At 68.5% G+C, this 20,931-nt stretch carries 18 protein-coding genes; 15 read left to right on the top strand and 3 right to left on the bottom strand.

Going from position 1 to position 20,931, the window contains the following annotated elements; genetic code table 11:
• Positions 1-5 precede the first annotated feature (5 nt).
• A complete protein-coding gene (locus BM397_RS05555) occupies positions 6-671 on the bottom strand; it encodes a haloacid dehalogenase type II (protein ID WP_092419503.1) in 666 nt (221 codons plus the stop codon).
• Between the two features lie 209 nt (positions 672-880).
• Between BM397_RS05555 and BM397_RS05560 the strand changes: the two genes are divergently transcribed.
• From BM397_RS05560 to BM397_RS05600, 9 genes are all read left to right on the top strand, one after another.
• Complete coding sequence (locus BM397_RS05560) at positions 881-1,249, top strand: cupin domain-containing protein (protein ID WP_092419506.1); 369 nt, start codon at positions 881-883, stop codon at positions 1,247-1,249.
• Positions 1,250-1,497: 248 nt separating this feature from the next.
• Positions 1,498-2,337 (top strand): GNAT family N-acetyltransferase, encoded by an 840-nt coding sequence (locus BM397_RS05565; protein ID WP_218124834.1) that lies wholly within the window; start codon positions 1,498-1,500, stop codon positions 2,335-2,337.
• 16 nt (positions 2,338-2,353) lie between these two features.
• Complete coding sequence (locus BM397_RS05570) at positions 2,354-3,724, top strand: aspartate aminotransferase family protein (RefSeq protein WP_092419509.1); 1,371 nt, start codon at positions 2,354-2,356, stop codon at positions 3,722-3,724.
• A complete protein-coding gene (locus BM397_RS05575) occupies positions 3,724-4,635 on the top strand; it encodes a 2-hydroxyacid dehydrogenase (RefSeq protein WP_092419512.1) in 912 nt (303 codons plus the stop codon). Before BM397_RS05570 ends, BM397_RS05575 begins: the two co-directional genes overlap by 1 nt.
• 303 nt (positions 4,636-4,938) lie before the next feature.
• Complete coding sequence (locus BM397_RS05580; RefSeq protein ID WP_092420570.1) at positions 4,939-5,670, top strand: HAD-IA family hydrolase; 732 nt, start codon at positions 4,939-4,941, stop codon at positions 5,668-5,670.
• Between the two features lie 76 nt (positions 5,671-5,746).
• Positions 5,747-7,357: an ABC transporter substrate-binding protein gene (locus BM397_RS05585; protein WP_092419515.1), complete on the top strand. Its 1,611-nt coding sequence runs from the start codon at positions 5,747-5,749 to the stop codon at positions 7,355-7,357.
• A gap of 75 nt (positions 7,358-7,432) precedes the next feature.
• Entirely contained in the window at positions 7,433-8,401 is a 969-nt protein-coding gene (locus BM397_RS05590) for an ABC transporter permease (RefSeq protein WP_245695942.1), read from the top strand.
• Positions 8,401-9,264, top strand: coding sequence for an ABC transporter permease (locus BM397_RS05595; protein ID WP_092420577.1), 864 nt, complete (start codon positions 8,401-8,403; stop codon positions 9,262-9,264). The genes BM397_RS05590 and BM397_RS05595 overlap by 1 nt, the downstream gene beginning before the upstream one ends.
• Positions 9,264-10,928, top strand: coding sequence for an ABC transporter ATP-binding protein (locus tag BM397_RS05600; RefSeq protein WP_092419518.1), 1,665 nt, complete (start codon positions 9,264-9,266; stop codon positions 10,926-10,928). The genes BM397_RS05595 and BM397_RS05600 overlap by 1 nt, the downstream gene beginning before the upstream one ends.
• Positions 10,929-10,970: 42 nt before the next feature.
• Here the strand turns inward: BM397_RS05600 and BM397_RS05605 are convergent, their stop codons facing one another.
• Positions 10,971-11,465 carry an Lrp/AsnC family transcriptional regulator gene (locus BM397_RS05605; protein ID WP_092419521.1) on the bottom strand — a complete coding sequence of 165 codons (495 nt, stop codon included), beginning with the start codon at positions 11,463-11,465 and terminating at the stop codon, positions 10,971-10,973.
• 162 nt (positions 11,466-11,627) lie between these two features.
• Between BM397_RS05605 and BM397_RS05610 the strand changes: the two genes are divergently transcribed.
• Positions 11,628-12,953, top strand: coding sequence for an NAD(P)/FAD-dependent oxidoreductase (locus BM397_RS05610; protein ID WP_092419524.1), 1,326 nt, complete (start codon positions 11,628-11,630; stop codon positions 12,951-12,953).
• Positions 12,954-12,955: 2 nt separating this feature from the next.
• Here the strand turns inward: BM397_RS05610 and BM397_RS05615 are convergent, their stop codons facing one another.
• Positions 12,956-14,059: an NAD(P)/FAD-dependent oxidoreductase gene (locus BM397_RS05615; RefSeq protein WP_092419527.1), complete on the bottom strand. Its 1,104-nt coding sequence runs from the start codon at positions 14,057-14,059 to the stop codon at positions 12,956-12,958.
• A 100-nt stretch (positions 14,060-14,159) separates the two neighbouring features.
• Here BM397_RS05615 and BM397_RS05620 point away from each other — a divergent pair, with 100 nt between their 5' ends.
• From BM397_RS05620 to BM397_RS05640, 5 genes are all read left to right on the top strand, one after another.
• Positions 14,160-15,053, top strand: a complete 894-nt coding sequence (locus BM397_RS05620) for a LysR family transcriptional regulator (RefSeq protein WP_176806469.1) — start codon at positions 14,160-14,162, stop codon at positions 15,051-15,053.
• Between the two features lie 90 nt (positions 15,054-15,143).
• Complete coding sequence (locus BM397_RS05625) at positions 15,144-17,216, top strand: hydantoinase/oxoprolinase family protein (RefSeq protein ID WP_092419533.1); 2,073 nt, start codon at positions 15,144-15,146, stop codon at positions 17,214-17,216.
• 3 nt (positions 17,217-17,219) lie between these two features.
• The gene (locus BM397_RS05630) at positions 17,220-19,208 is read left to right on the top strand and encodes a hydantoinase B/oxoprolinase family protein (protein ID WP_092419536.1); all 1,989 of its coding nucleotides are present in this window, start codon (positions 17,220-17,222) and stop codon (positions 19,206-19,208) included.
• The gene (locus BM397_RS05635) at positions 19,205-19,516 is read left to right on the top strand and encodes a (2Fe-2S)-binding protein (RefSeq protein ID WP_092419539.1); all 312 of its coding nucleotides are present in this window, start codon (positions 19,205-19,207) and stop codon (positions 19,514-19,516) included. The genes BM397_RS05630 and BM397_RS05635 overlap by 4 nt, the downstream gene beginning before the upstream one ends.
• Entirely contained in the window at positions 19,513-20,880 is a 1,368-nt protein-coding gene (locus BM397_RS05640) for an NAD(P)/FAD-dependent oxidoreductase (protein WP_092420580.1), read from the top strand. Before BM397_RS05635 ends, BM397_RS05640 begins: the two co-directional genes overlap by 4 nt.
• The last annotated feature ends 51 nt before the right edge of the window (positions 20,881-20,931 follow it).

Raw genomic sequence — 20,931 nt, forward strand, 5'->3', positions numbered from 1 at the left:
CTCGCTTACAGGCCGACGACGCCCGGCAGCCCCGAGATGTCCTTGATCTCGGTGTAGCCGTAGAACGGGTTGGCGGGCTCGTGGCCACGGTTGACCCAGACCTTGTTCTTGATGCCGAGGTCATGCGCGGTCATGAGGTCGTAGCGGAACGACGAGGAGACGTGCAGCACGTTCTCCGGCCCGCAGCCCAGCTCGTCGAACATGTACTCGAAGGCGCGCATCTGCGGCTTGTAGGCCTGCGCGCTCTCGGCGGTGAAGACATGGGCGATGGGCGCGCCGAGCTTGGCGATATTGTGCGGGATCTGGCTGTTCATCGAGTTCGTCAGCGCCACCAGCGGGATGTGCGGCGCGATCTTGGCCAGGCCGGCGGGCACGTCGGCATGCGGACCCCAGGTCGGCACGCGCTCGTAGATCTTCTGCGCGATCTCGGGGTCGAAGGCTACGCCGTTGCGCTTGCAGGTGCGCTCGAGCGCGTTGTGCACGACCTCGGCATAGGGCTTCCACGCCCCCAGCACCTCGTCGAGCCGGTAGGCAGAGAAGTCGCGGATGAAGACCTCGATCATCTCTGTACCGAGCGCTTCGCCATAGAAGTCGCGCGCCGCGCCGGCCATGTCGAAGAGGATCATGGTGCCATGGCAGTCGAAGGTGATGAATTTGGGGCGGAAGGTCATTGTCGTCTCCGGGGGGTAGATGTCGCAATCATCTTCACCCGGCCTCCGCGACAGCGCCTGCCGCGTTTCCCGCTTTCAGCGCACGAAATTGCGTTTGATGCGAAGGCGGCGGCAGGGTCTGCCGTCTCGCCCGCGCTTTCGGTCCCTCTCGGGGGGCGGCGTGGGCCAATCTTGCGCAAAGCAAACACGATCATCCGAAAGACCCGACCATGACCAAGCTTGTTCCCCTCACAACCGCTCCGACCTTCTCCCCGCGCGAGGCCGAGGCCGCCCCCGAGCGCTGCATAGAGGGCGTGCCCTCCTACAAGACCTGGGAGCTGGATACTGCCCTCGCCGAGGCCGCCCAGTGGGGCAAGGTTCGTACCGGCATCTGGGAAGCCACCCCGGGCACAACGATCTCGATGAAGGGCGAGACCTTTGAATTCTGTCACATTCTGTCGGGTCGTTGCGAGATCTCCGAGGACGGCGGTGAAAGCCATGTCTTTGGGGCAGGCGACAGCTTCGTCATGAAGCCGGGCTTCGTGGGCAAGTGGAACACACTGGAGACGGTGAAGAAGATATTCGTCATCGCGTCCTGAACTTCGTGTCTGTTCCACGGCCGCATAGAGGCTCAGATTGCGCCGGTCCCCCAAGACCGGCGCTTTTGCTTTGCATAAGGCGGGCGCGGGAATGCCAAGCCGCTCCTTCCCGGCACCGGCTGGCGGCGCAGCATAATCTGCGGCAGCGCGGAGGGCCTTTCGCAGAAAACTGCCGCCGCTTTCCGGGATCAAATCGAAACTGCCGCCCGCGCGCGCCTAGCCTGAACGGGACCAGAACGGAGCCGACCATGACCGACAGCCCCTCGGGAACCATGCCCCGACCGCAGACCGCAGAGATCGTACCCTTCGCCCCCGAGCATGTCGCCGGTGCCCTGCGGCTCTCGCGCGAGGCCGGTTGGCCGCACCGCGCCGAGGACTGGGCGCTGACGCTTTCGGTCTCGCAGGGGGTCGTGGCGCTGCTGGAGGGCGAGGTGGTGGGCACCGCGCTCTGTTCGATCTTCGGCGAGGTGGCGGCCATCAACATGATCATCGTCGACGCGCGGATGCGCGGGCAGGGGCTCGGCCGCAGGCTGATGCAGGCGGTGCTGGACATTGCAGGCGAAGGCGAGCTGCGCCTGACCGCCACTGCCGACGGGCTGCCGCTCTACGAGAAGCTGGGGTTCGAGGTGACCGGACACATTGCCCAGCACCAAGGCATTGCTCGGGCCAACCCGCCCGAGGTGCCGGTGCGCATTGGCGGCGCGGTGGACGTTGCGGAGCTCGTTGCCATGGACCGTGCCGCCAGCGGCCTCGACCGCACCGCGCTGCTGGGCACCATCCTGCGCACGGGCGATCTGCTGCGCGCCAAGCGCGGCTTTGCCATTCTGCGCGAGTTCGGACGGGGCAGGGTGCTGGGCCCGGTAGTGGCGCAGGATCCCGAGACCGCTCGCGCGCTGATCGCCGCCGGAGCAACGCGCTGTGCCGGGCAGTTCCTGCGGATCGACCTGACCGATCCCGCACTTGCCGCTCATGCCGAAAGCCTCGGCCTCGCCCCTGAGGGCGGCGGCACCTCGATGACCAAGGCCGCGCGCCGCGTGGCCGAAACGGAACTCAAAACCTATGCCCTCGCCTCGCAGGCGCTGGGCTGACCCTTCGGAGAGCTTCATGCTGACCAATTCCCTTGTCGAGCTGGACCGCCAGCACCTTGTCCACCCGGTCTCGTCCTTCCGCGGCCACGAGGCGCGCGGCGTGCGTGTGCTGCGCTCGGCTTCCGGCGCGACCGTCACCGACGCCGAGGGCCGCGAGCTGATCGACGGCTTCGCGGGCCTGTGGTGCGTCAATGCCGGCTACGGCCATGAGAGTGTTGTCGAGGCCGCCGCCGAGCAGATGCGCAAGCTGCCCTATGCCACCGGCTATTTCGATCTGGGTGCCGAGGCACCGATCCGCCTTGCCGCGGAACTGGCCGAGCGCAGCCCGGGCGATCTCAACCACATCTACTTCAGCCTCGGCGGCTCGGACGCGGTGGACAGCACGATCCGCTTCATCCGCTACTACTGGCACGCCAAGGGCCAGCCGCAGCGTGACCAGTTCATCTCGGTCGAACAGGGCTACCACGGCTCCACCACCATGGGTGCCGGCCTGACTGCGCTGCCCGGCTTCCACGAGGGCTTCGGCGTGCCCTACCAGTGGCAGCACAAGATCTCGTCGCACTACATCTACCGGAACCCGCTCAAGACCGAGCAGGAAATCATCGACGCCTCGGTCGCCGAGCTGAAGGCCAAGGTCGCGGCGATCGGCGAGGACAAGGTCGCCGCTTTCTACGTCGAGCCGATCCAGGGCTCGGGCGGGGTGCTGGTGCCGCCGAAGGGCTGGGTCAAGGCGATGCGCGACGCCTGCGCCGAGATGGACATTCTCTTCGTCGCCGACGAGGTCATCACCGGCTTTGGCCGCACCGGCCCGCTCTTTGCCTGCGCCGAAGAGGGCATCGTGCCCGACCTCATGACCACCGCGAAAGGCCTCACCTCGGGCTACGTGCCGATGGGCGCGGTCTTCATGCGTGACCATGTCTACGAGACCATCGCCGAGGGCGCGGGCGCCAAGGCCGTGGGCCACGGTTTCACCTACTCGGCGCATCCCGTGTCCGCCGCTGTGGCGCTGGAAGTGCTGCGGCTCTACGAGGGCGGTCTGCTGGAGAACGGCCGCAAGGCCGGGGCGCGGCTCATGGCGGGGCTCGAGAGCCTGCGCGATCACCCGCTGGTCGGCGACGTGCGCGGCCGCGGCATGCTGGCCGCCGTCGAGCTGGTCACCGACAAGGAAAAGAAGACGCCGCTGCCCGCCGCCGTGCAGCCTGCCACGCGTCTCTTCGACCGGGCATGGGAGCAGGGACTCATCGTGCGCAGCTTCGCGCAGGGCATCTTCGGCTACGCGCCGCCGCTGTGCTGCACCGAGGCCGAGATCGACGCCATCGTCGAGCGCACCCGCACCGTGCTCGACCTGACGCTGGAAGACCCGGAAATCCGCGCGGTCCTTGCCTGATGGCGCTGCTCTATCTCTCCACGGCCGACCGCGCCGAGGTCTGGAAGCCGCTCTTCGCGGCAGCGGGCGAGGAGATGATCATCGGCGAGGCGGCGGTGACCGACCCCGCCGCGATCACTCATATCGTCTGCTGGGTGCCGCCGCAGGATCTGCGGCGCTACCCGAACCTGCGGGTGGTGATCTCGACCGGCGCGGGCATCGACCAGATGCCCGCCATGCCCGAGGGCGTCAGCCTCGTGCGGACGCTGGCGCCGGGCATCGAGGAGATGGTGCGCGACTGGGTGGTCATGGCGACGCTGATGCTGCACCGCGAGATGCCCGTCTACCTCGGTCAGCAGCGCGCCGCGGAATGGAAGACCCGCCCGGTGCCGCTCAGCCGCGGGACGCGGGTCGGCATCATGGGGCTGGGGCGCATCGGCCTTCTGGCCGCCGAGACCCTGCGCGGCATGGGGTTCGACGTTGCCGGCTGGTCGCGCTCGGGCCGCCCGGCGGAAGGGATCGAGGTCTTCGGGGCGGAGGGGATGGATGCCTTCCTTGCGCGGTCCGATATCCTGATCTGCCTGCTGCCGCTGACTGCCGAGACGCGCGGCCTGATGGATGCGGCCTTCTTCGAGAAACTGCCGAAGGGCGCGATGCTGGTTCACGCGGGGCGTGGCGCGCAGCTCGACATGGCGGCGCTGAAGGGCGCGCTCGATGCCGGTCAGCTGGCCTCGGCCATGCTCGATGTCACCGACCCCGAGCCGCTGCCGGCGGATCACTGGGCCTGGGCCGACCCGCGGCTGGTCATCACGCCACACGTCGCCGCCAACACCGACGCGGCCGAGGGTGCCCGGCACGTGCTGAATGTGCTGCGCGCCAGCCGGGCAGGGGAGCCGCTTCCGGGGCTCGTCGATCAGGCGCGGGGCTATTGAAACACCTCTCCGGGGCACGGCGCGAAAATGCCGCGCCCCGGGGGAATACAGAAGAATATGCCGCCCTCCCGCCCGCTTTCGGAGTTTCCGAAGCGCCATTTCGGGGGAAGCTGAATGCAACAGGGACGTGACGACCCGACGGGACTACGCAGGATTTCCCCGAAAATCAGGGGGAAAACGACGGAAACCAGCGTGGGTGGCGCAAAACCGCAGGCCAAGCAGAAAATTCTGCGAAAGCCCCGCGTCCCGGCACGGATCATGGCGCCCCTCCCGCGCCGCTACATCGCAGAAAGGACTGCCGAGATGGCAACCACCACCGCCCTGAAACCGCTTACCGCCTTCAGCTACGTCACCTTCGACGTGGTCGGGACGCTCATCGACTTCGAGGGCGCGATCAAGGACGGACTTGCGACCATCGCCGCCCGCGAAGGCGTCGACGTGGACGGCGAAGCGGCGCTCTCGGTCTACCGCGACGCGCGCTACGAGCCGGGCGCGGGGCTTTTCCCCGACGACCTGGGCCGCTGCTATTCGCGCATCGCCGAAGCTTTCGGCCTGCCCGACACCGAGGAATACCGGCAGCTGATGATCGACACGGTGGGCGAGGCGAAACCCTTCCCTGACAGCGCCGAGGCGATGGCAAAGCTCAAGGCCCGCTACAAGCTGATCGCGATGACCAATGCCCGCCGCTGGGCCTTCGAGAAATACGCCGAGAAGCTGGGTCAGCCGTTCTGGGCTGGCTTCACCACCGACGACACCGGCTGCGAGAAGCCGGACCCCGACTACTTCCGCCAGGTCTTCGACTACGTGGCCAAGGACGGCGGCTCCAAGGACGACATCCTGCACACGGCGCAGAGCCAGTACCACGACATCGGCATTTCGCGCGAACTGGGCATGACCAACGCCTGGATCCAGCGCCGCCACGCGCAGAACGGCTATGGCGGCACCATCGAGCCGAAGGAATTCACCGAGCCCGACTACCATTTCCACGCGCTGATCGAACTGGCCCTCGCGGCCGAAGACGCCTTCGGCGCGTAACCCCGCGAACCAAACGGTCCCAGGCGGCGGCAAGACCGCCGGGGCCATTCAAACCATCACAACAGGGAAGCACGACATGACCAAGATTCCTACCAACTGGACCGGCCGCGACGACGCGATGGTCGAGCAGATGATCCGCCGCGGTGCCTCGCGCCGGGAGCTGCTGAAGATGCTGATGTCCTCGGGCGTCGCTGCCGCGGCAGGCGGCTCGCTGCTGATGCGCGCCGGTGCTGCCGTCGCCGCGACCCCGGTTTCGGGCGGCTCGCTCAAGGCCGCCGGCTGGTCGTCCTCGACCGCCGACACGCTGGATCCGGCCAAGGCGTCGCTCTCGACCGACTACGTGCGCTGCTGCGCCTTCTACAACCGCCTGACCTTCCTCGACGAGGCCGGGCAGGTGCAGATGGAACTGGCCGACAGCGTTGCTTCGGACGATGCGCAGACCTGGGAAGTGAAGCTGAAATCCGGCGTGACCTTCCACGACGGCAAGACGCTCTCGGCCGATGACGTGGTCTTCTCGCTGAAGCGCCACCTCGACGAGGCTGTCGGTTCCAAGGTGAACTCGATCGCCAAGCAGATGACCGAGATCTCCAAGGTCGATGACCTGACCGTGAAGATCGTGCTTTCGGCACCCAACGCCGACCTGCCGACCATCCTCTCGCTGCACCACTTCATGATCATCGCCGACGGCACCACGGATTTCTCCAAGGCCAACGGCACCGGCGCCTTCATCTGCGAGGCCTTCGAGCCCGGCGTGCGCTCGGTGGCGGTGAAGAACCCGAACTACTTCAAAGCCGAGGGCCCGTATCTCGACAGCTTCGAGTTCTTCGCGATCCCCGACAACAACGCCCGCGTCAACGCGCTGCTCTCGGGTGATATCCAACTCGCCGCCTCGGTCAACCCGCGCTCGATGCGGATGCTCGAGGGGCAGGACTCGGTGATGACCTCGGTGACCACCGCGGGCAACTACACCAACCTCAACATCCGGCTCGACCTCGAACCCGGCGCCAAGGCTGATTTCGTCGAGGGCATGAAGTACCTCGTGAACCGCGAGATGATCCAGAAGTCGGTGCTGCGCGGCTTTGCCGAGATCGGCAACGACCAGCCCGTGTCGGCGGCCAACCGCTACCACAACCCGAACCTCGCGCCGCGCGCCTTCGATCCGGAAAAGGCCAAGTACCACTTCGAGAAGGCGGGCCTGCTGGGCACCGAGATCCCGATGGTCGCTTCCGACGCCGCCTCGTCCTCGGTCGACATGGCAACCGTGGTGCAGCAGGCGGGCAGCCAGATCGGCATGAACCTGAAGGTCGAGCGCGTGCCCTCCGATGGCTACTGGTCGAACTACTGGCTCAAGGCGCCGGTCCACTTCGGCAACATCAACCCGCGCCCGACGCCGGACATCCTCTTCTCGCTGCTCTATTCCTCGGACGCGCCGTGGAACGAGAGCCAGTACAAGTCCGAGAAGTTCGACAGCATGATGGTCGAAGCACGCGGTGCCCTCGACGAGGAGAAGCGGACCGCGATGTACTGGGAGATGCAGGAGATGATCGCCAACGAAGCCGGCACCATCATCCCCGCCTACATCTCCAACGTCGACGCCGTGTCGAGCAAGCTGGGCGGCCTCAAGGCCAACCCGCTGGGCGGCATGATGGGCTACGCCTTCGCCGAATACGTCTGGCTCAACGCCTGATCTTCGCGCACACTCCGGGCCCGCGCCAGACGCGGGCCCGGTCTTCGAGTTTTCCGACACCCCCGGCCGAAAGAGGTGCCCCACTTGCCCCAATCGCTCACGCCATGGTTCCTGGTGATACAGCGGCTCGGCATTGCCCTGCTGACGCTGGTCATCGTCTCCTTCGCCGTCTTCTTCGCCACCGAGCTTCTGCCCGGTGACGTCGCCGAGATCCTGCTGGGTCAGGCCGCCACCCCCGAGGCCGTCGCCGGCCTGCGCGAGGCGATGGGCCTGAACGAGCCCGCGCTGAGCCGCTTCGTCGGCTGGCTGGTCGGGCTGCTGGGCGGCGATCTGGGCACCTCCTACGTGAACAAGATGGAAGTGGTGGAGCTGATCTCGGGCCGGCTGGGCAACTCGCTGAAGCTCGCCGGGGTGACGACACTGGTTTCGGTGCCGATCGCGCTGGCACTCGGCATCGGCGCGGCCATGTGGCGCGGCTCGCTCTTCGACCGGATCGTCTCGGTGCTGACTATCTCGGTGATCTCGGTGCCCGAGTTCATGGTGGCGACGCTCGCCGTGCTGATCTTCGCCGTCTGGCTCGGCTGGCTGCCGGCGCTGAGCTACGGCGCCGACGTCAGCTCGCTTTCCGCCATGCTCAAGGCCTACGCGATGCCGGTGATCACCCTGTCGTTCGTGGTCTCGGCGCAGATGATCCGCATGACCCGTGCCGCGGTGATCGAGACGATCAATACCCCCTACGTCGAGATGGCGCTGCTCAAGGGTGCCTCGCGCAAGCGCATGGTGCTGGGCCACGCGCTGCCCAACGCGCTGGGGCCGATCGCCAACGCGGTGGCGCTGTCGCTGAGCTACCTCGTCGGCGGGGTGATCATCGTCGAGACGATTTTCAACTACCCCGGTGTCGCCAAGCTGATGGTCGATGCGGTCAGCACCCGCGACCTGCCGCTGATCCAGTCCTGCGCGATGATCTTCTGCGTCAGCTACCTGTCGCTGATCACCCTGGCGGACATGATTGCAATCCTTTCCAACCCGAGGCTGCGTCGATGATGGCTGAAGTTACCACCACCACCGCCAAGGACACGCCGAAGCGCAAGGGGCCGGGCTATCGTTTCAACTGGGTCGGCAAGATCGGCCTCGCGATCATCCTGTTCTGGGCCGTGGTCGCCGTCGTCGGGCCGTGGCTGGCGCCGCACCCGCCCGGAGAAATCGTCGACTGGGACTACTTCGGCCCGGTGACCAAGGATTTCTGGATGGGCACCGACTACCTCGGGCGCGACATTTTCTCGCGCATCCTGATGGGCGCGCGCTACACCGTCGGCATCGCCCTCGCGGCGGTGACGCTGGCCTGCACGCTGGGGGTGATCCTCGGCATGGTGGCCGCCGTCGCGGGCGGCTGGTTCGACATGATCCTGTCGCGCCTGCTGGATGCGTTCAACGGCATCCCCTCGCTGCTCTTCGGGCTCGTCGTGGTGGCCGCCGTCGGCTCGTCGATCCCGGTGCTGGTGCTGACGCTGGCGGCGATCTACATGCCCGGCGCCTACCGCTTCGCCCGGGCGCTGGCGGTCAACGTCAACACGATGGATTTCGTCACCGTGGCCCGCGCCCGCGGCGAGGGCACGCCCTACCTGATCCTGCGCGAGATCTTCCCCAACATCCTCGGACCGGTGCTGGCCGATCTGGGTCTGCGCTTCGTGTTCATCGTGCTGGTGCTCTCGGGCCTGTCGTTCCTTGGCCTCGGCGTGCAGCCGCCCAACGCCGACTGGGGCGCGCTGGTGCGCGAGAACATCGAGGGGCTGAGCCTCGGCGCGCCGGCGGTGATCTTCCCCTCGGTGGCCATCGCCTCGCTGACCATCTCGGTGAACATGTTCATCGACAACCTGCCCACCAAGATCCGCGACAGGAGCGAATGATGACAAACCCCCTCGTTTCCGTCCGCGACCTGCGCATCGGCGCGACCACCGACGCCGGCCGCAAGGTCGAGATCATCAAGGGCGTCAGCTTCGACATCGAACCGGGCGAGATCGTCGCGCTGATCGGAGAGAGCGGCTCGGGCAAGACCACCATCGCGCTCTCGCTGATGGGCCACACCCGCACCGGCTGCCGCATCGACGGCGGCAACATCCGCCTCGGCACCTCCGAGATCACCGCCATGTCCGAGCGCGCCCGCGCCTCGGTGCGCGGCACAGAGGTCTCCTACGTGCCGCAATCGGCGGCGGCGGCCTTCAACCCCTCCAAGCGGATCATGGAGCAGGTGATCGAGATCGCCGCGATCCACGAGCTGATGCCGCGCGCCGAGGCCGAGAAAAAGGCGGTCGAACTCTTCCGCGCACTCGCACTGCCGGACGCCGAGCACATCGGCCAGCGGTACCCGCACCAGGTGTCGGGCGGGCAACTGCAACGCCTCTCGGCGGCAATGGCGCTGATCGGCGATCCCAAGCTGGTGATCTTCGACGAGCCCACCACGGCGCTCGACGTGACCACCCAGATCGAGGTGCTGCGCGCCTTCAAGAGCGTCATGCAGAAGGGTGGGATGGCCGGCGTCTACGTCAGCCACGACCTTGCCGTGGTGGCGCAGATCGCCGACCGCATCATCGTGCTGAGGGGTGGCGAGATCCAGGAAGTCGGCAGCGCCGAGCAGATCCTGCGCGCGCCCCAGCACCCCTATACGAAACAACTGTTGGCGGCCTTCGAGCCCGTGCCGCACCAGCCTGTCGACCAGCCGGTGCAGGCGGCCAAGCCCACCCCCGTGCTCGAGGTCTTCGACCTCTGCGCGGGCTACGGTCCGATGCGCGATGGCGTGCCCTTGGCCAAGATCCTCAAGAACGTGAACTTCAAGCTCGAGCGCGGCCGCAACCTCGGGGTGATCGGCGAATCCGGTTCCGGCAAGTCGACGCTGGCGCGGGCCATCGCCGGAATCCTGCCCGCCTATCGCGGCGCGGTCATGGTCGACGGCAAGGAACTGAAGCCCGATCTGCAGAACCGCTCCAAGGACGACCTGCAGCGCATGCAGATGGTCTTCCAGCTCGCCGACACGGCGCTCAACCCGGCGCATTCCATCGGCAGCATCCTCGCCCGCCCGCTGACCTTCTATGAGGGGCTGCGCGGCAAGGCGCGCGAGGCACGGGTGATCGAGCTGCTCGACATGGTGCATCTTCCGGCCGCGCTGCGGCACCGTTTGCCGGGCGAGCTCTCGGGCGGCCAGAAGCAGCGGGTGAACCTCGCCCGCGCGCTCGCGGCCAGCCCCGAGCTGATCCTCTGCGACGAGATCACCTCGGCGCTCGACACGGTGGTGGCGGCGGCGATCCTCGAGCTGCTCAAGGAGCTGCAGCGCGAGCTGGGGCTGAGCTACATGTTCATCAGTCATGACCTGTCGACGGTCGAGGCGATCTGCGACGACGTGCTGGTGATGTACAAGGGCGAGGTGGTCGAGGCGCTGCCCGCCGCGCGCATGTCGAGCGAGGCGACGCATCCTTATTCACGGCTGCTGATTTCCTCGGTGCCGCAGCTCGACACGGGCTGGCTGTCGGGGCTGGAACAGGACCCCGAGCTTGTGGCGCAATTCGCCAATCGCTGAGGACAGCGGGGTGCGGGCGCCGAGGTGCCCGCACTGCTCGGCTCAGACCTTGTCGGCGAAGAGATGGGTCAGCGGCATCTGCGTCTTGGAAAACGGCGTCTTCATCACCACGAAGCTGAAGTACTTGTCGATCCCGATGTTGCGGTCGATCAGCCCCTCGACGATCGTCTGGTAGTCGGAGATCGACGAGGTGACGAATTTCGCCAGGTAGTCGTAGCCACCCGAAACGAGGTGGCACTCGACGCAGCAATCGACCTTCTCCAGAGCCTCCTGGAAGCGCGCGAAGTCGATCTGGCGGTGGTTGCTCAGCGTGAACTCGGTGAAAACGGTGAGCGTCTCGCCCAGCTTGGCCATGTCGATCTGCGCCGCGTATCCGGTGATGTAGCCCGCCTTCTGCAGCTTCTTGACCCGCATCAGGCAGGGCGAGGGCGACAGGTGCACGAGGTCCGCAAGCTCGACATTGGTGATCCGGCCATTGCGCTGCAACTCGGCGAGAATCTTCAGGTCGATCCGGTCGAGCTTGTAGCTGCTGGTCATTCTTCTTGGTCCTCGGAGTCTGCGCGCCGTACGCGTCTTGTGAAGGGCAGAGCGGTCCTCAAGTCAACCGTATTCGACAGGAAATGCCGTGATCGCACGGTGATCCGGCAGATGCGTCTGGCCGCGCCGTCGTAGAAGATCCGGGGACTACAGGAGAAGACCATGACCGCCCCCTTGCTGCACATCGACACCCAGACCGAGCTGCCCGAGACCGCCGACTGCGTGGTGATCGGCGCCGGCATCGTCGGCACCAGCGCGGCCTACTGGCTGGCGCGCGCGGGCCAGAAGGTGGTGCTGCTGGAAAAGGGTCGGGTCGGGGCCGAACAGTCGAGCCGCAACTGGGGCTGGTGCCGCCAGCAGAACCGCGACGCGCGCGAGCTGCCGCTCTCGACCCGCAGCCTCGCGCTCTGGGAGGAGATGGCCGAGGACATCGGCGAGGACCTCGGGTTCCGACGCTGCGGGCTGTTGTACCTCTCGGATGATCAGGCCGAGATCGACGGCTGGGCGCGTTGGGGCGCCTTCGCCCGTGGCGAGGGGGTGGACACGCGGATGCTGAGCGCTGCCGAGGCGACGGAGCGTGGCGCGGCCACCGGGAAGGCGTGGAAGGGTGGCGTCTGGTCGCCCACCGACGGCACCGCCGATCCCTCGCGCGCGGCACCGCTGATCGCCAGCGGCATTGTCAAGCACGGCGGCGTGGTGCTCCAGAACTGCGCGGCGCGGGGCATCGAGACCTCGGGCGGCGCGGTCTCGGCGGTGATCACCGAGAAGGGCACGATCCGCACCAGACAGGTGGTGCTCTCGGGTGGGGCCTGGGCGGCGAGCTTCCTGCACCAGTCGGGCATCTTCTTCCCGCAGGCCTCGGTGCGCAGCTCGATCCTGTCGGTGGCCCCCGGTGCCGAAGGTCTGCCGCCGGCCTTGCACACCGCCGCCGTCTCGATCACCCGCCGCGGCGACGGCGCCTACACGCTGGCCATCTCGGGGCGCAGCAACATCGATCCGACCCCGGGCACGCTGCGCGGCGCGAAACATTTCCTGCCGATGTTCGCCAAGCGCTGGCGGGCGCTGTCTCCGGGCGGGCTGCAAGCGTGGAAGGCGGGCTTCGAGACCCGCGATATCTGGGCGCTGGACCGCGAGACCCCGATGGAGCGGGTCCGCATTCTCGACCCCAGGCCGTCGGAAATCCTGATCAACGAAACTCTTACCCGGGCCCGCCGCCTTCTGCCGTCGCTCGAAAATGTGCCGGTGCAGGCCAAGTGGGCGGGCTATATCGACAGCACCCCCGACGGCGTGCCGGTGATCGACAGCGACATCGGCATCCCGGGTCTGACGCTGGCCGCGGGCCTCTCGGGACACGGCTTCGGCATCGGGCCGGGCGTGGGGCATCTCGTGGCCGACATGCTGACCGGGCGCGAGCCGATCACCGAGACCGCGCAGTACCGCCTCGACCGCTTCGAGAGCTCGCAATGGGGCAAGGTGGCGAAATTCTGATCTCACGCCGCGAACCGGGTGATCGCCATCGCCGCGATCGGCGTCTCGCAGGTGCCGGTTGCGATCAGCTCGGCCATGGCATCACCGACGCCGGGGCCGAGCTGGAACCCATGACCGCAGAAGCCGAAGGCGTGGAAGAGGCCGGGCGTCGTGCCCGAGGCCCCCATCACCGGCAGCATGTCGGCCGTGTAGCCCTCGTTGCCCGACCAGTTCCGGATCACCGCCACATCCGCCAGCGCGGGGCAAAGGCGGACCACCTTCTGCAGCTGCGTGACCTGCCCGGCGGGATCGTATTTCGCGTAGCCCGAGCCATCCACCGGCACCCGCGTCACGCCGCCGCCGAAGACCACATTGCCGCGCTCGACTTGCCGCAGGTAGGCGCCGCCGTCGCGCGCCCACATGCCGACCACCGGCAGGATGCGGTGGGGCAGGGGCTCGGTCACCCCCATCTGCGGACCGTGCGGCGTCAACGGCACGTCCTCGCCGAACTGGCGGGCAATGGCGCGCCCGCCGGAGCCGGTGCAATTGACCAGCACATCGGCGCCGAAGCTGCCCTGCGCGGTGTCGACCTCGAAGCCCGCCTCGGTCCGGGTGATCCGCACATCTCCGGCCCGCGCGACGATCTCGGCCCCGGCGCGTGCCGCGGCTGCGGCGAAGGCCGGGCCGACCAGCCGCGGGTTGGCGCTTCCGTCCTTGGGCGAGAAGCTGGCGCCGATTGCCGTCGGTCCGAGACCGGGAAAGCGGCGGTGAACCTCGGCGGCCTCGAGGTGCTCGAGCGTAAGGCCCAGCGGGCGGGCGGCCGCGGCGAAGCGCACCATGTCCGCGCGGCCTTCCTCGTCGAAGATCAGCCGCAGGTGGCCGGTGGCGCGAAACTCCACGTCGCGGCCAAGCAGGTCCTCCGCGCGGGTCCAGAGCGCCAGCGACCGATGCGCCAGCGCCATCTGCTCCAGCGCCCGTCCGGTGCGGCGGATATTGCCGAAGGAGGCGACGGTGGCCCCCGCGCCGATATACCCGCGTTCGATCAGCCGCACGCGGATGCCGCGCCGGGCCAGGAAAAAGGCCGTGGCCGTGCCCATCAGCCCGCCGCCGAGAACGATCACCTGCATCACACATCCTTTCCGTCTGCGCGCAGGAAACCCCGGCCCGCCCCTTCCGGTCAAAGACGGGAAACGACTAGTGTCATAAGCCAGACCTATGGAGCCGCCCATGCGCGCACGTCAGCTTGAAGTCTTCACCGCGGTCATGCGCGCCGGCACGGTGACCGAGGCAGCGCGGATGCTGAACATCTCGCAGCCCGCGTTGAGCCAGATCCTGCGCCACACCGAGGACGAACTGGGCTTTGCGCTCTTCGACCGCGAGAAGGGGCGGCTGCGCCCCACGCCCGAGGCGCAGGAGCTTTATCCCGAGGCGGAGCGGCTGTTCGGCGAGCTCGAAGGGCTGCGCCGCAAGACCGCCGACCTGAAGCTGGGTCGGGCCGGGCTGGTGCGGGTCGGCTGTTCGACCCCGCCGGCCATGTCGCTGCTTCCAAGGGTCATGGCAGCCTTTCGCGCGCGGCATCCAGACCTCGCCCTGCGCTGCAACGTCGCCCCGGTGCAGTCGCTGCGTACCATGCTGCGCGAGGGGGACGCGGCGCTGGCGTTGGCGCTGACCGACCGCATGCCCGACGAGATCGAGGTCGAGGTGCTGGGCCGTACCGGCTTTTGCTGCCTGCTGCCCGAGGGCCACGCGCTGGCCGCGCAGTCGGCGGTCGGTCTTGCGCAGCTCGGCGAGGAATTCGTGATTTCCTACCGTGCCGCGACCCGGCCCTTCGACGAGCTGGACAAGGCGGCGCGGCGCTCGGGACTGCGCTTCGAGCCGCGGCTGGAAATCGACACCTCGATATCGGCGGTGGGCTTCGTGCAGGCGGGCCTCGGCATCGCCGTGGTCGACTCGCTGCTGCCTTGGGAGCAGTTCGACGGCATTCACATCCGCCCGCTGGAGGACTCGCCCGCCTTGCCGCTGTCGCTGCTGACCCTGCGCGGCAAGTCGCTGTCGCGCGCCGAAGAGTTGATGCGCGGGCAGATCCGGGCCCTGCTGCCCGCGGGTCTCGCCGCCCCATAGGTTGGGCTTATGGCCTGAGCCGTCATCCGACTTGGACCGCCACGCCGCGCTCTGCTCGACTGGGACAGAGGCAACAAAAGGCGACGAGCGATGGACGGCCAATTCCCCGGTTCGGATGGGCAGAGCGTAGGCAAACAGGGCGAAGACTGGAAGATCGGCGTCGATATCGGCGGCACCTTCATGGACTTCTGCGCGCTCGAGGCCCGCTCGGGGCGCATCGCCTCGCTCAAGGTCCTGACCACGCCCGACGATCCCGGTGCCGAGCTGCGCACCGGGCTTGACCTGCTGGCCGAGCGCGAGGGGCTGGATGCCGCCGCGGTGAGCCGCTTCGTGCATGGCACGACAGTGGGCATCAACACCATCATCCAGCGCAAGGGCGCGAGATTGGCGATGTTCACCAACGCCGGTTTCGAGGACGTGATCGAGCTGGCGCGGCTGCGTATGCCCGACATGTACTCGCTGTTCTGCCACCGCCCCGACCCGCTGGTGCCGCGCGACCTGATCTTCGGCCTGCCGGTGCGCATGCGCGCCGATGGCAGCCGCACGGATGCGCCCGAGGGGGGCGTGGCAGAGGCGGTCGCCGGGGCGCGTGCCGCCGGGGCGGAGGGCATCGTTGTGGCGCTGCTCCACGCATGGCGCGACCCGGCGCAGGAGGTGGCGATCCGCGAGCAGATCGAGGCGCTCGCGCCGGACCTCTTTGTCTTCACCTCCTCCGAGGTCTGGCCGGTGATCCGCGAGTACGAGCGCAGCTCCACGGCGATCCTCAACGGCTACGTCCACCCGCGAGTCTCGGGTTACCTCGAGGCGCTGGAGGCGCGGCTGGCGGCGCAGGGCGTGCCCGCCCGCGCCATGCTGACCAAGTCGAACGGCGGGGTGATGACCGCCGGCGAAGGCCGCCGCGACTGCGTGTCGATGCTGCTCTCGGGCACCGCCTCGGGGGTGATCGGTGCCGCCTGGCTGGCGCGGCAGGCGGGCGAGAGCCGCATCCTGACGCTCGACATCGGCGGCACCTCGGCCGATTTCGCGCTGATCATCGACGGCGAGGTGCAATTCGGCTCGGACGAACTGGTCGGGGAGTTCCCGCTGCACATCCCCTCGGTCTCGGTCAGCTCGATCGGGATCGGCGGCGGGTCGATCGCCTCGGTAGACGCGCATGGCGTGCTGCGCGTGGGGCCGGAGAGCGCGGGCTCGGTGCCCGGCCCGGCCTGCTATGGGCGCGGCGGCACCCGCGCCACGGTGACCGACGCCATGGCGGTCTGCGGTTGGCTGGGGCATTCGGAAATGGCCTATGGCCAGCTCGACATGCAGGTCGAGCTGGCGCGCGAGGTCGTCGGCGCTCTGGCGGCGCAACTGGGGCGCGGCGTCGAGGAGACGGCGCAGGCGATTCTCGACATCGCGGTGTCGGAAATGTTCGTCGAGGTGGAGAAACTCTCGTCCCGCGCCGGGGTCGACCTGCGCGACTTCGCGCTGATGCCCTTCGGCGGCGGCGGCCCCATGCTGGGCGCTTTCCTTGCCCGCGAGCTGGGAATGCCCCGGGTCATGGCGCCGCGCCGCCCGGGCGTGGTCTCGGCGCTCGGGGGGCTGGTGGCGGACCTGAAGGGCGACTTCATCCGAACAGTCTTTGCCGATCTCGACGCGGCGCGGCTGCCGCTGCTGCAGGAGCAGTTCCGCGCGCTCTCCGACGAGGGCCGCGCATGGCTGGAGGCGCAGGGGCATGACGGCGCCATCGAGCTGAAGCTTTCGGCGGACATGCGCTACGCCGGGCAGAGTTACGAGATCGAGGTGGCGCTGGAGCCCGCGTGGCTCTCGGACCTCGAGCGGATGACCGGGGCCTTCCACGCCACCCACCGCCGCATCTACGACTTCGACGACCCCGAGGGGCGGATCGAGATGGTCAACCTGCGGCTCTCGGCCATCGGCGCCGGGCCCAAGCCCGATCTTGCCGAGCTGGCGCAGGTCGAGGCGGGGGAGAGCCGCGAGGTGCAGGTGCATATCGGTGGCTGGCGCCCGGTGCCGCTGCACAGTCGCGCCGCGCTGGCCCCGGGCGCCACCTTCGACGGCCCGGCCATCGTCGCGCAGGAAGACACGACCTTTGCCATCCCGGCGGGCGCAAGGGCGCGTGTCGACGGCCATCTCAACATCCACCTGCAGTTCGAGGACTGATCCATGTTCGACAAGATGACCCTCCAGGTGCTCGCCAACCATGCCCGCGCCGCGGCCGAGAACATGGCCCATACGCTGCACCGCACTGCCCATTCCGCTTTCGTGAAGGAGACGCAGGACTTCACCGTCATGCTGATGGACCGCACGGGCGATACCTTTGCCGTGCCGATGGAGCTGGGCGCGACCTGGTATCCCGGGCTGACCTATGGCCGCGCCATCGACATGGTGGAGGAAGAGTACCGGCCCGGCGATGTCGCCTTCACCAACGATCCCTATTCCGGCCACGTGGCGACCCACGCCCCCGACACGCACCTGTGGAAGCCGGTCTTCGCCGATGGCGAGATCGTTGCCTGGACCGGAGGGCACATCCACAACACCGACATGGGCGGCGCGGTGCCTGCCTCGCTGTCGCGCTCGCTGACCGAGATCCACCAGGAAGGCCTGCGCTTCCCGCCGATGAAACTGGTGCGTGAGGGGGTCTTCGATGAGCAGATCATGAAGATCATGTCGACCAACGTGCGCAAGCCCGCGCTCAACATCGGCGACATCAAGGCGCTGGTCGGTGCGCTCGGCACCGGTGAGCGCAAGGTGCATGCGATGATCGAGCGTTTCGGCAAGCTGGGCTTCGTGCAGGGCGTCGCGGCGCTGATGGATCAGGCCGAGGCGCAGGCGCGCTCGGTGCTCGCTGAAATCCCGGACGGCCAGTACGTCTTTGCCGACTACGCCGACGAGGACAGCGACGAGGCCAATCCCTGCCGCCTCAAGCTGACGCTGACCATCCGCGGCGAGGAGGCGGTGCTCGACTTCACCGGCTCCGACCCGCAGCTGGCCTCCTCGCTCAATGTGCCCTCGGGCGGCGATCCGCGGCATACAATGCTGCTCGTCGGCGTCTACTACGTTCTCTACACGCTGAACCCGCGCATCCTGCTGAACACCGGGCTGACGCGCCCCTTCACCTGCATCACCCCAGAGGGCACGGTGCTCAACCCGGTGTCGCCTGCGGCGGTGGGCATGCGCTCGCTGACCTGCGCGCGGCTGCGCTCGGTGATCTTCGGGGCCTTTGCTCAGGCAATTCCCGAGCGGATGCCCGCGGCACCCGCCGGCAACAACTGCATCGTCAACGTGATGACCCGCGACGAGCGCAGCCAGAAGACGGTGATCGCGGCGGTAAACCCGGTGGTCGGCGGCGGCGGCGGCATGCCGCATCGCGACGGCACCAACGGCTCGGGCGCGGATGCGGCCTATCTCAAGAACACGCCGATCGAGATCACCGAGACCGAGGTGCCGGTGGAATTCGTCAAATACGGGCTGGCGCAGGACACCGGCGGCGCCGGGCGTTGGCGCGGCGGGCTGGCGACTGAAATGGCTTTCCGCGTCTTTACCCCCGACAGCCGGATCACTGCGCGCAACCGTGACCGCTCGTTCTTTCGCCCCTGGGGCACCGGCGGTGGCCGGGCAGCGGGGCTCGCCGACATGGTGGTGAACCCCGGCACCCCCGACGAGCGTCGCATGGGCTCGAAGGACACGGCGATCCTGCAGCCGGGCGACGTGCTCGAGGTCCGCTCGGCGGGTGGTGGTGGCCGCGGCAACCCGGCGGAGCGCGAGCCGTGGCGCGTCGCCCGCGACGTGGCGCGGGGCTATGTCTCGCCCGAGGCCGCCGCGCGCGACTACGGCGTGATCCTGAAGGAAGGCGCGGTGGACGAGGCGGCGACCGAAGCTGCTCGCGCCGCGATGCCGGCACCTTCCGAGGCGTTTTTCCACTACGGCCCCGAGCGAGAGGGCTACGAGGCGCGTTGGACCGCAGAGGCCTACGACCGGCTTACGGGGATCCTCGCCGCCCTGCCGATCCACTGGCGCTTCTTCACCAAGACCGAGATTTTCCGCCGGATCGAGGGCAGCGGCGCGGCAGCGGTGGACGCGGCCTTCGAGGCCACCTGCGCGCGCTTTCCCGAGCTGCCGCGCCCGGCCGCCTATTCCGAGGCCGCGGAATGAGCGCCGGACGGCTCGTCCGGCTGGCAGAGACCGCCCGCGCGCCGGTCGGTTTCACCTTTGACGGCGAGGCGCTCACCGGGCTCGAGGGCGACACGGTGCTGACCGCGATCCTGCTGTCGCGCCGGGCTCTGCGCGATGCCGAATTCGGTCCTGAAGCGCGCGCTGGCTTCTGCCTGATGGGGGCCTGCCAGGATTGCTGGGTCTGGCAGGAGGACGGCCCGCGCCTGCGCGCCTGCTCGACGCCGTTGACGGAAGGCATGCGCCTGCGCAGCGCCGCCACCGCGGATTGGCCCGGGGTGCCCGCATGACCCGTGTGCTGATCGTCGGATCAGGACCTGCGGGCATCCGTGCCGCCGAAACGCTTGCGGCCGCCGGGCTGCGCCCTGTGGTGGTGGACGAAGGCGCGCGGGCGGGTGGGCAGATCTACCGACGTCCGCCCGCGGGGTTCACCCGCCCGGCGGAGAAGCTCTATGGCTCCGAGGCCTCCAAGGCGCGCGCGCTGCATGACGTTTTCGACCGGCTGGTGGCGGCGGGGCAGGTGAGCCATCTGCCGAACCGCTCGGTCATCGCGCTACGGGACGGCGTGGCGCATGTGCTTGGCGATACGCTGGAAAAGATCAGATATGACCGGCTGGTGCTTGCCACGGGGGCCACGGACAGGCTCGCGCCGGTGCCTGGCTGGGAGGTCGGCGGCGTTTACTCGCTCGGCGCGGCGCAGATCGCGCTGAAGGCGCAGGGTGTGGCGCTCGGCCGGAAGATCGTGCTTGCGGGCTCCGGGCCGCTGCTGACGTTGCTGGCGACGCAGCTGATGGCGGCGGGCGCAGAGGTTGCGGCGGTGCTCGACACAGCACCGATCCGGACCCAGCTGCGCGGAGGTCTGCATATGGCGCTGGCCCGCCCGCTCGTCACCTTGCGTGGGTTGCGGATGCGGGCGGCGCTCGGACGGCGTTACCACGCCGGTGTCACGCTCGACCGCATCGACAGCGACGAGTCCGGCCCCACCGCGCTGCTTTGGCGCGATGCGCGGGGCGAGGCGCGGCGCACCGCCTGCGACACGGTCGCGCTCGGCTGGCACCTGCGGGCCGATGGCATGCTGGCGGACCTCGCGGGGGCCCGCTTCGACTGGAGCCCCGCCTTTGCCCAGTGGCTGCCCAGGGCCGATCCTCTGGGCCGCGCGGGCGACGGGGTCTATCTCGCCGGCGACGGGCTGCGGATCCTCGGGGCGGATGGGGCCGAACTGGCCGGTCGGGCCGCTGCCATAGCCTGCCTGCAGGACCTCGGCCTGCCATCTCCCGATCCCGCGACCGTGCTGCGCCGCCTGAGGCGGATGCAGCGCTTCGCCGAGGCGATGGCCTGTGCTTTTCCCTGGCCCGTCGAGCATATCCGGCACCTGCCCGACGCTGCAGTGGTCTGCCGCTGCGAGGGCATTTCCGCAGGCGACCTGCGCGCGACTTTGCCGGTCTCGGGGCCCGAGGCCAACCGCGTGAAATCGATGGCTCGGGTTGGCATGGGACGCTGCCAGGGCCGCTATTGCCAGCTGGCCGGTGCGGAGATCGTCGCAGCCGCCTCTGGCACCGCGCCCGCGCAGGTGGGCCGCCTGCGCGCCCAGCCCCCGGCCCGGCCTGCGCCGATCGGGAGCCTGCTCGCGGCGGGGGACCGCGAGGCAGAATAATCTGCCAGCGTGGCGCATCCCGCAGAGAATTCTGCGGCAGCGCGGCTTTCG

The sequence above is a fragment of the Alloyangia pacifica genome (assembly GCF_900116195.1).
GTDB classification, from domain to species: Bacteria; Pseudomonadota; Alphaproteobacteria; order Rhodobacterales; family Rhodobacteraceae; genus Salipiger; species Salipiger pacificus.

Excerpts from the sequence above, each read along its gene's own strand:
- BM397_RS05600 (WP_092419518.1), top strand. The coding sequence starts at position 9,264 with ATGACAAACCCCCTCGTTTCCGTCCGCGACCTGCGCATCGGCGCGACC.
- BM397_RS05620 (WP_176806469.1), top strand. The coding sequence starts at position 14,160 with ATGCGCGCACGTCAGCTTGAAGTCTTCACCGCGGTCATGCGCGCCGGC.
- BM397_RS05580 (WP_092420570.1), top strand. The coding sequence starts at position 4,939 with ATGGCAACCACCACCGCCCTGAAACCGCTTACCGCCTTCAGCTACGTC.
- BM397_RS05630 (WP_092419536.1), top strand. The coding sequence starts at position 17,220 with ATGTTCGACAAGATGACCCTCCAGGTGCTCGCCAACCATGCCCGCGCC.
- BM397_RS05605 (WP_092419521.1), bottom strand. The coding sequence starts at position 11,465 with ATGACCAGCAGCTACAAGCTCGACCGGATCGACCTGAAGATTCTCGCC.
- BM397_RS05615 (WP_092419527.1), bottom strand. The coding sequence starts at position 14,059 with ATGCAGGTGATCGTTCTCGGCGGCGGGCTGATGGGCACGGCCACGGCC.
- BM397_RS05575 (WP_092419512.1), top strand. The coding sequence starts at position 3,724 with ATGGCGCTGCTCTATCTCTCCACGGCCGACCGCGCCGAGGTCTGGAAG.
- BM397_RS05625 (WP_092419533.1), top strand. The coding sequence starts at position 15,144 with ATGGACGGCCAATTCCCCGGTTCGGATGGGCAGAGCGTAGGCAAACAG.
- BM397_RS05635 (WP_092419539.1), top strand. The coding sequence starts at position 19,205 with ATGAGCGCCGGACGGCTCGTCCGGCTGGCAGAGACCGCCCGCGCGCCG.
- BM397_RS05565 (WP_218124834.1), top strand. The coding sequence starts at position 1,498 with ATGACCGACAGCCCCTCGGGAACCATGCCCCGACCGCAGACCGCAGAG.
- BM397_RS05610 (WP_092419524.1), top strand. The coding sequence starts at position 11,628 with ATGACCGCCCCCTTGCTGCACATCGACACCCAGACCGAGCTGCCCGAG.
- BM397_RS05555 (WP_092419503.1), bottom strand. The coding sequence starts at position 671 with ATGACCTTCCGCCCCAAATTCATCACCTTCGACTGCCATGGCACCATG.
- BM397_RS05640 (WP_092420580.1), top strand. The coding sequence starts at position 19,513 with ATGACCCGTGTGCTGATCGTCGGATCAGGACCTGCGGGCATCCGTGCC.
- BM397_RS05570 (WP_092419509.1), top strand. The coding sequence starts at position 2,354 with ATGCTGACCAATTCCCTTGTCGAGCTGGACCGCCAGCACCTTGTCCAC.
- BM397_RS05560 (WP_092419506.1), top strand. The coding sequence starts at position 881 with ATGACCAAGCTTGTTCCCCTCACAACCGCTCCGACCTTCTCCCCGCGC.
- BM397_RS05585 (WP_092419515.1), top strand. The coding sequence starts at position 5,747 with ATGACCAAGATTCCTACCAACTGGACCGGCCGCGACGACGCGATGGTC.
- BM397_RS05595 (WP_092420577.1), top strand. The coding sequence starts at position 8,401 with ATGGCTGAAGTTACCACCACCACCGCCAAGGACACGCCGAAGCGCAAG.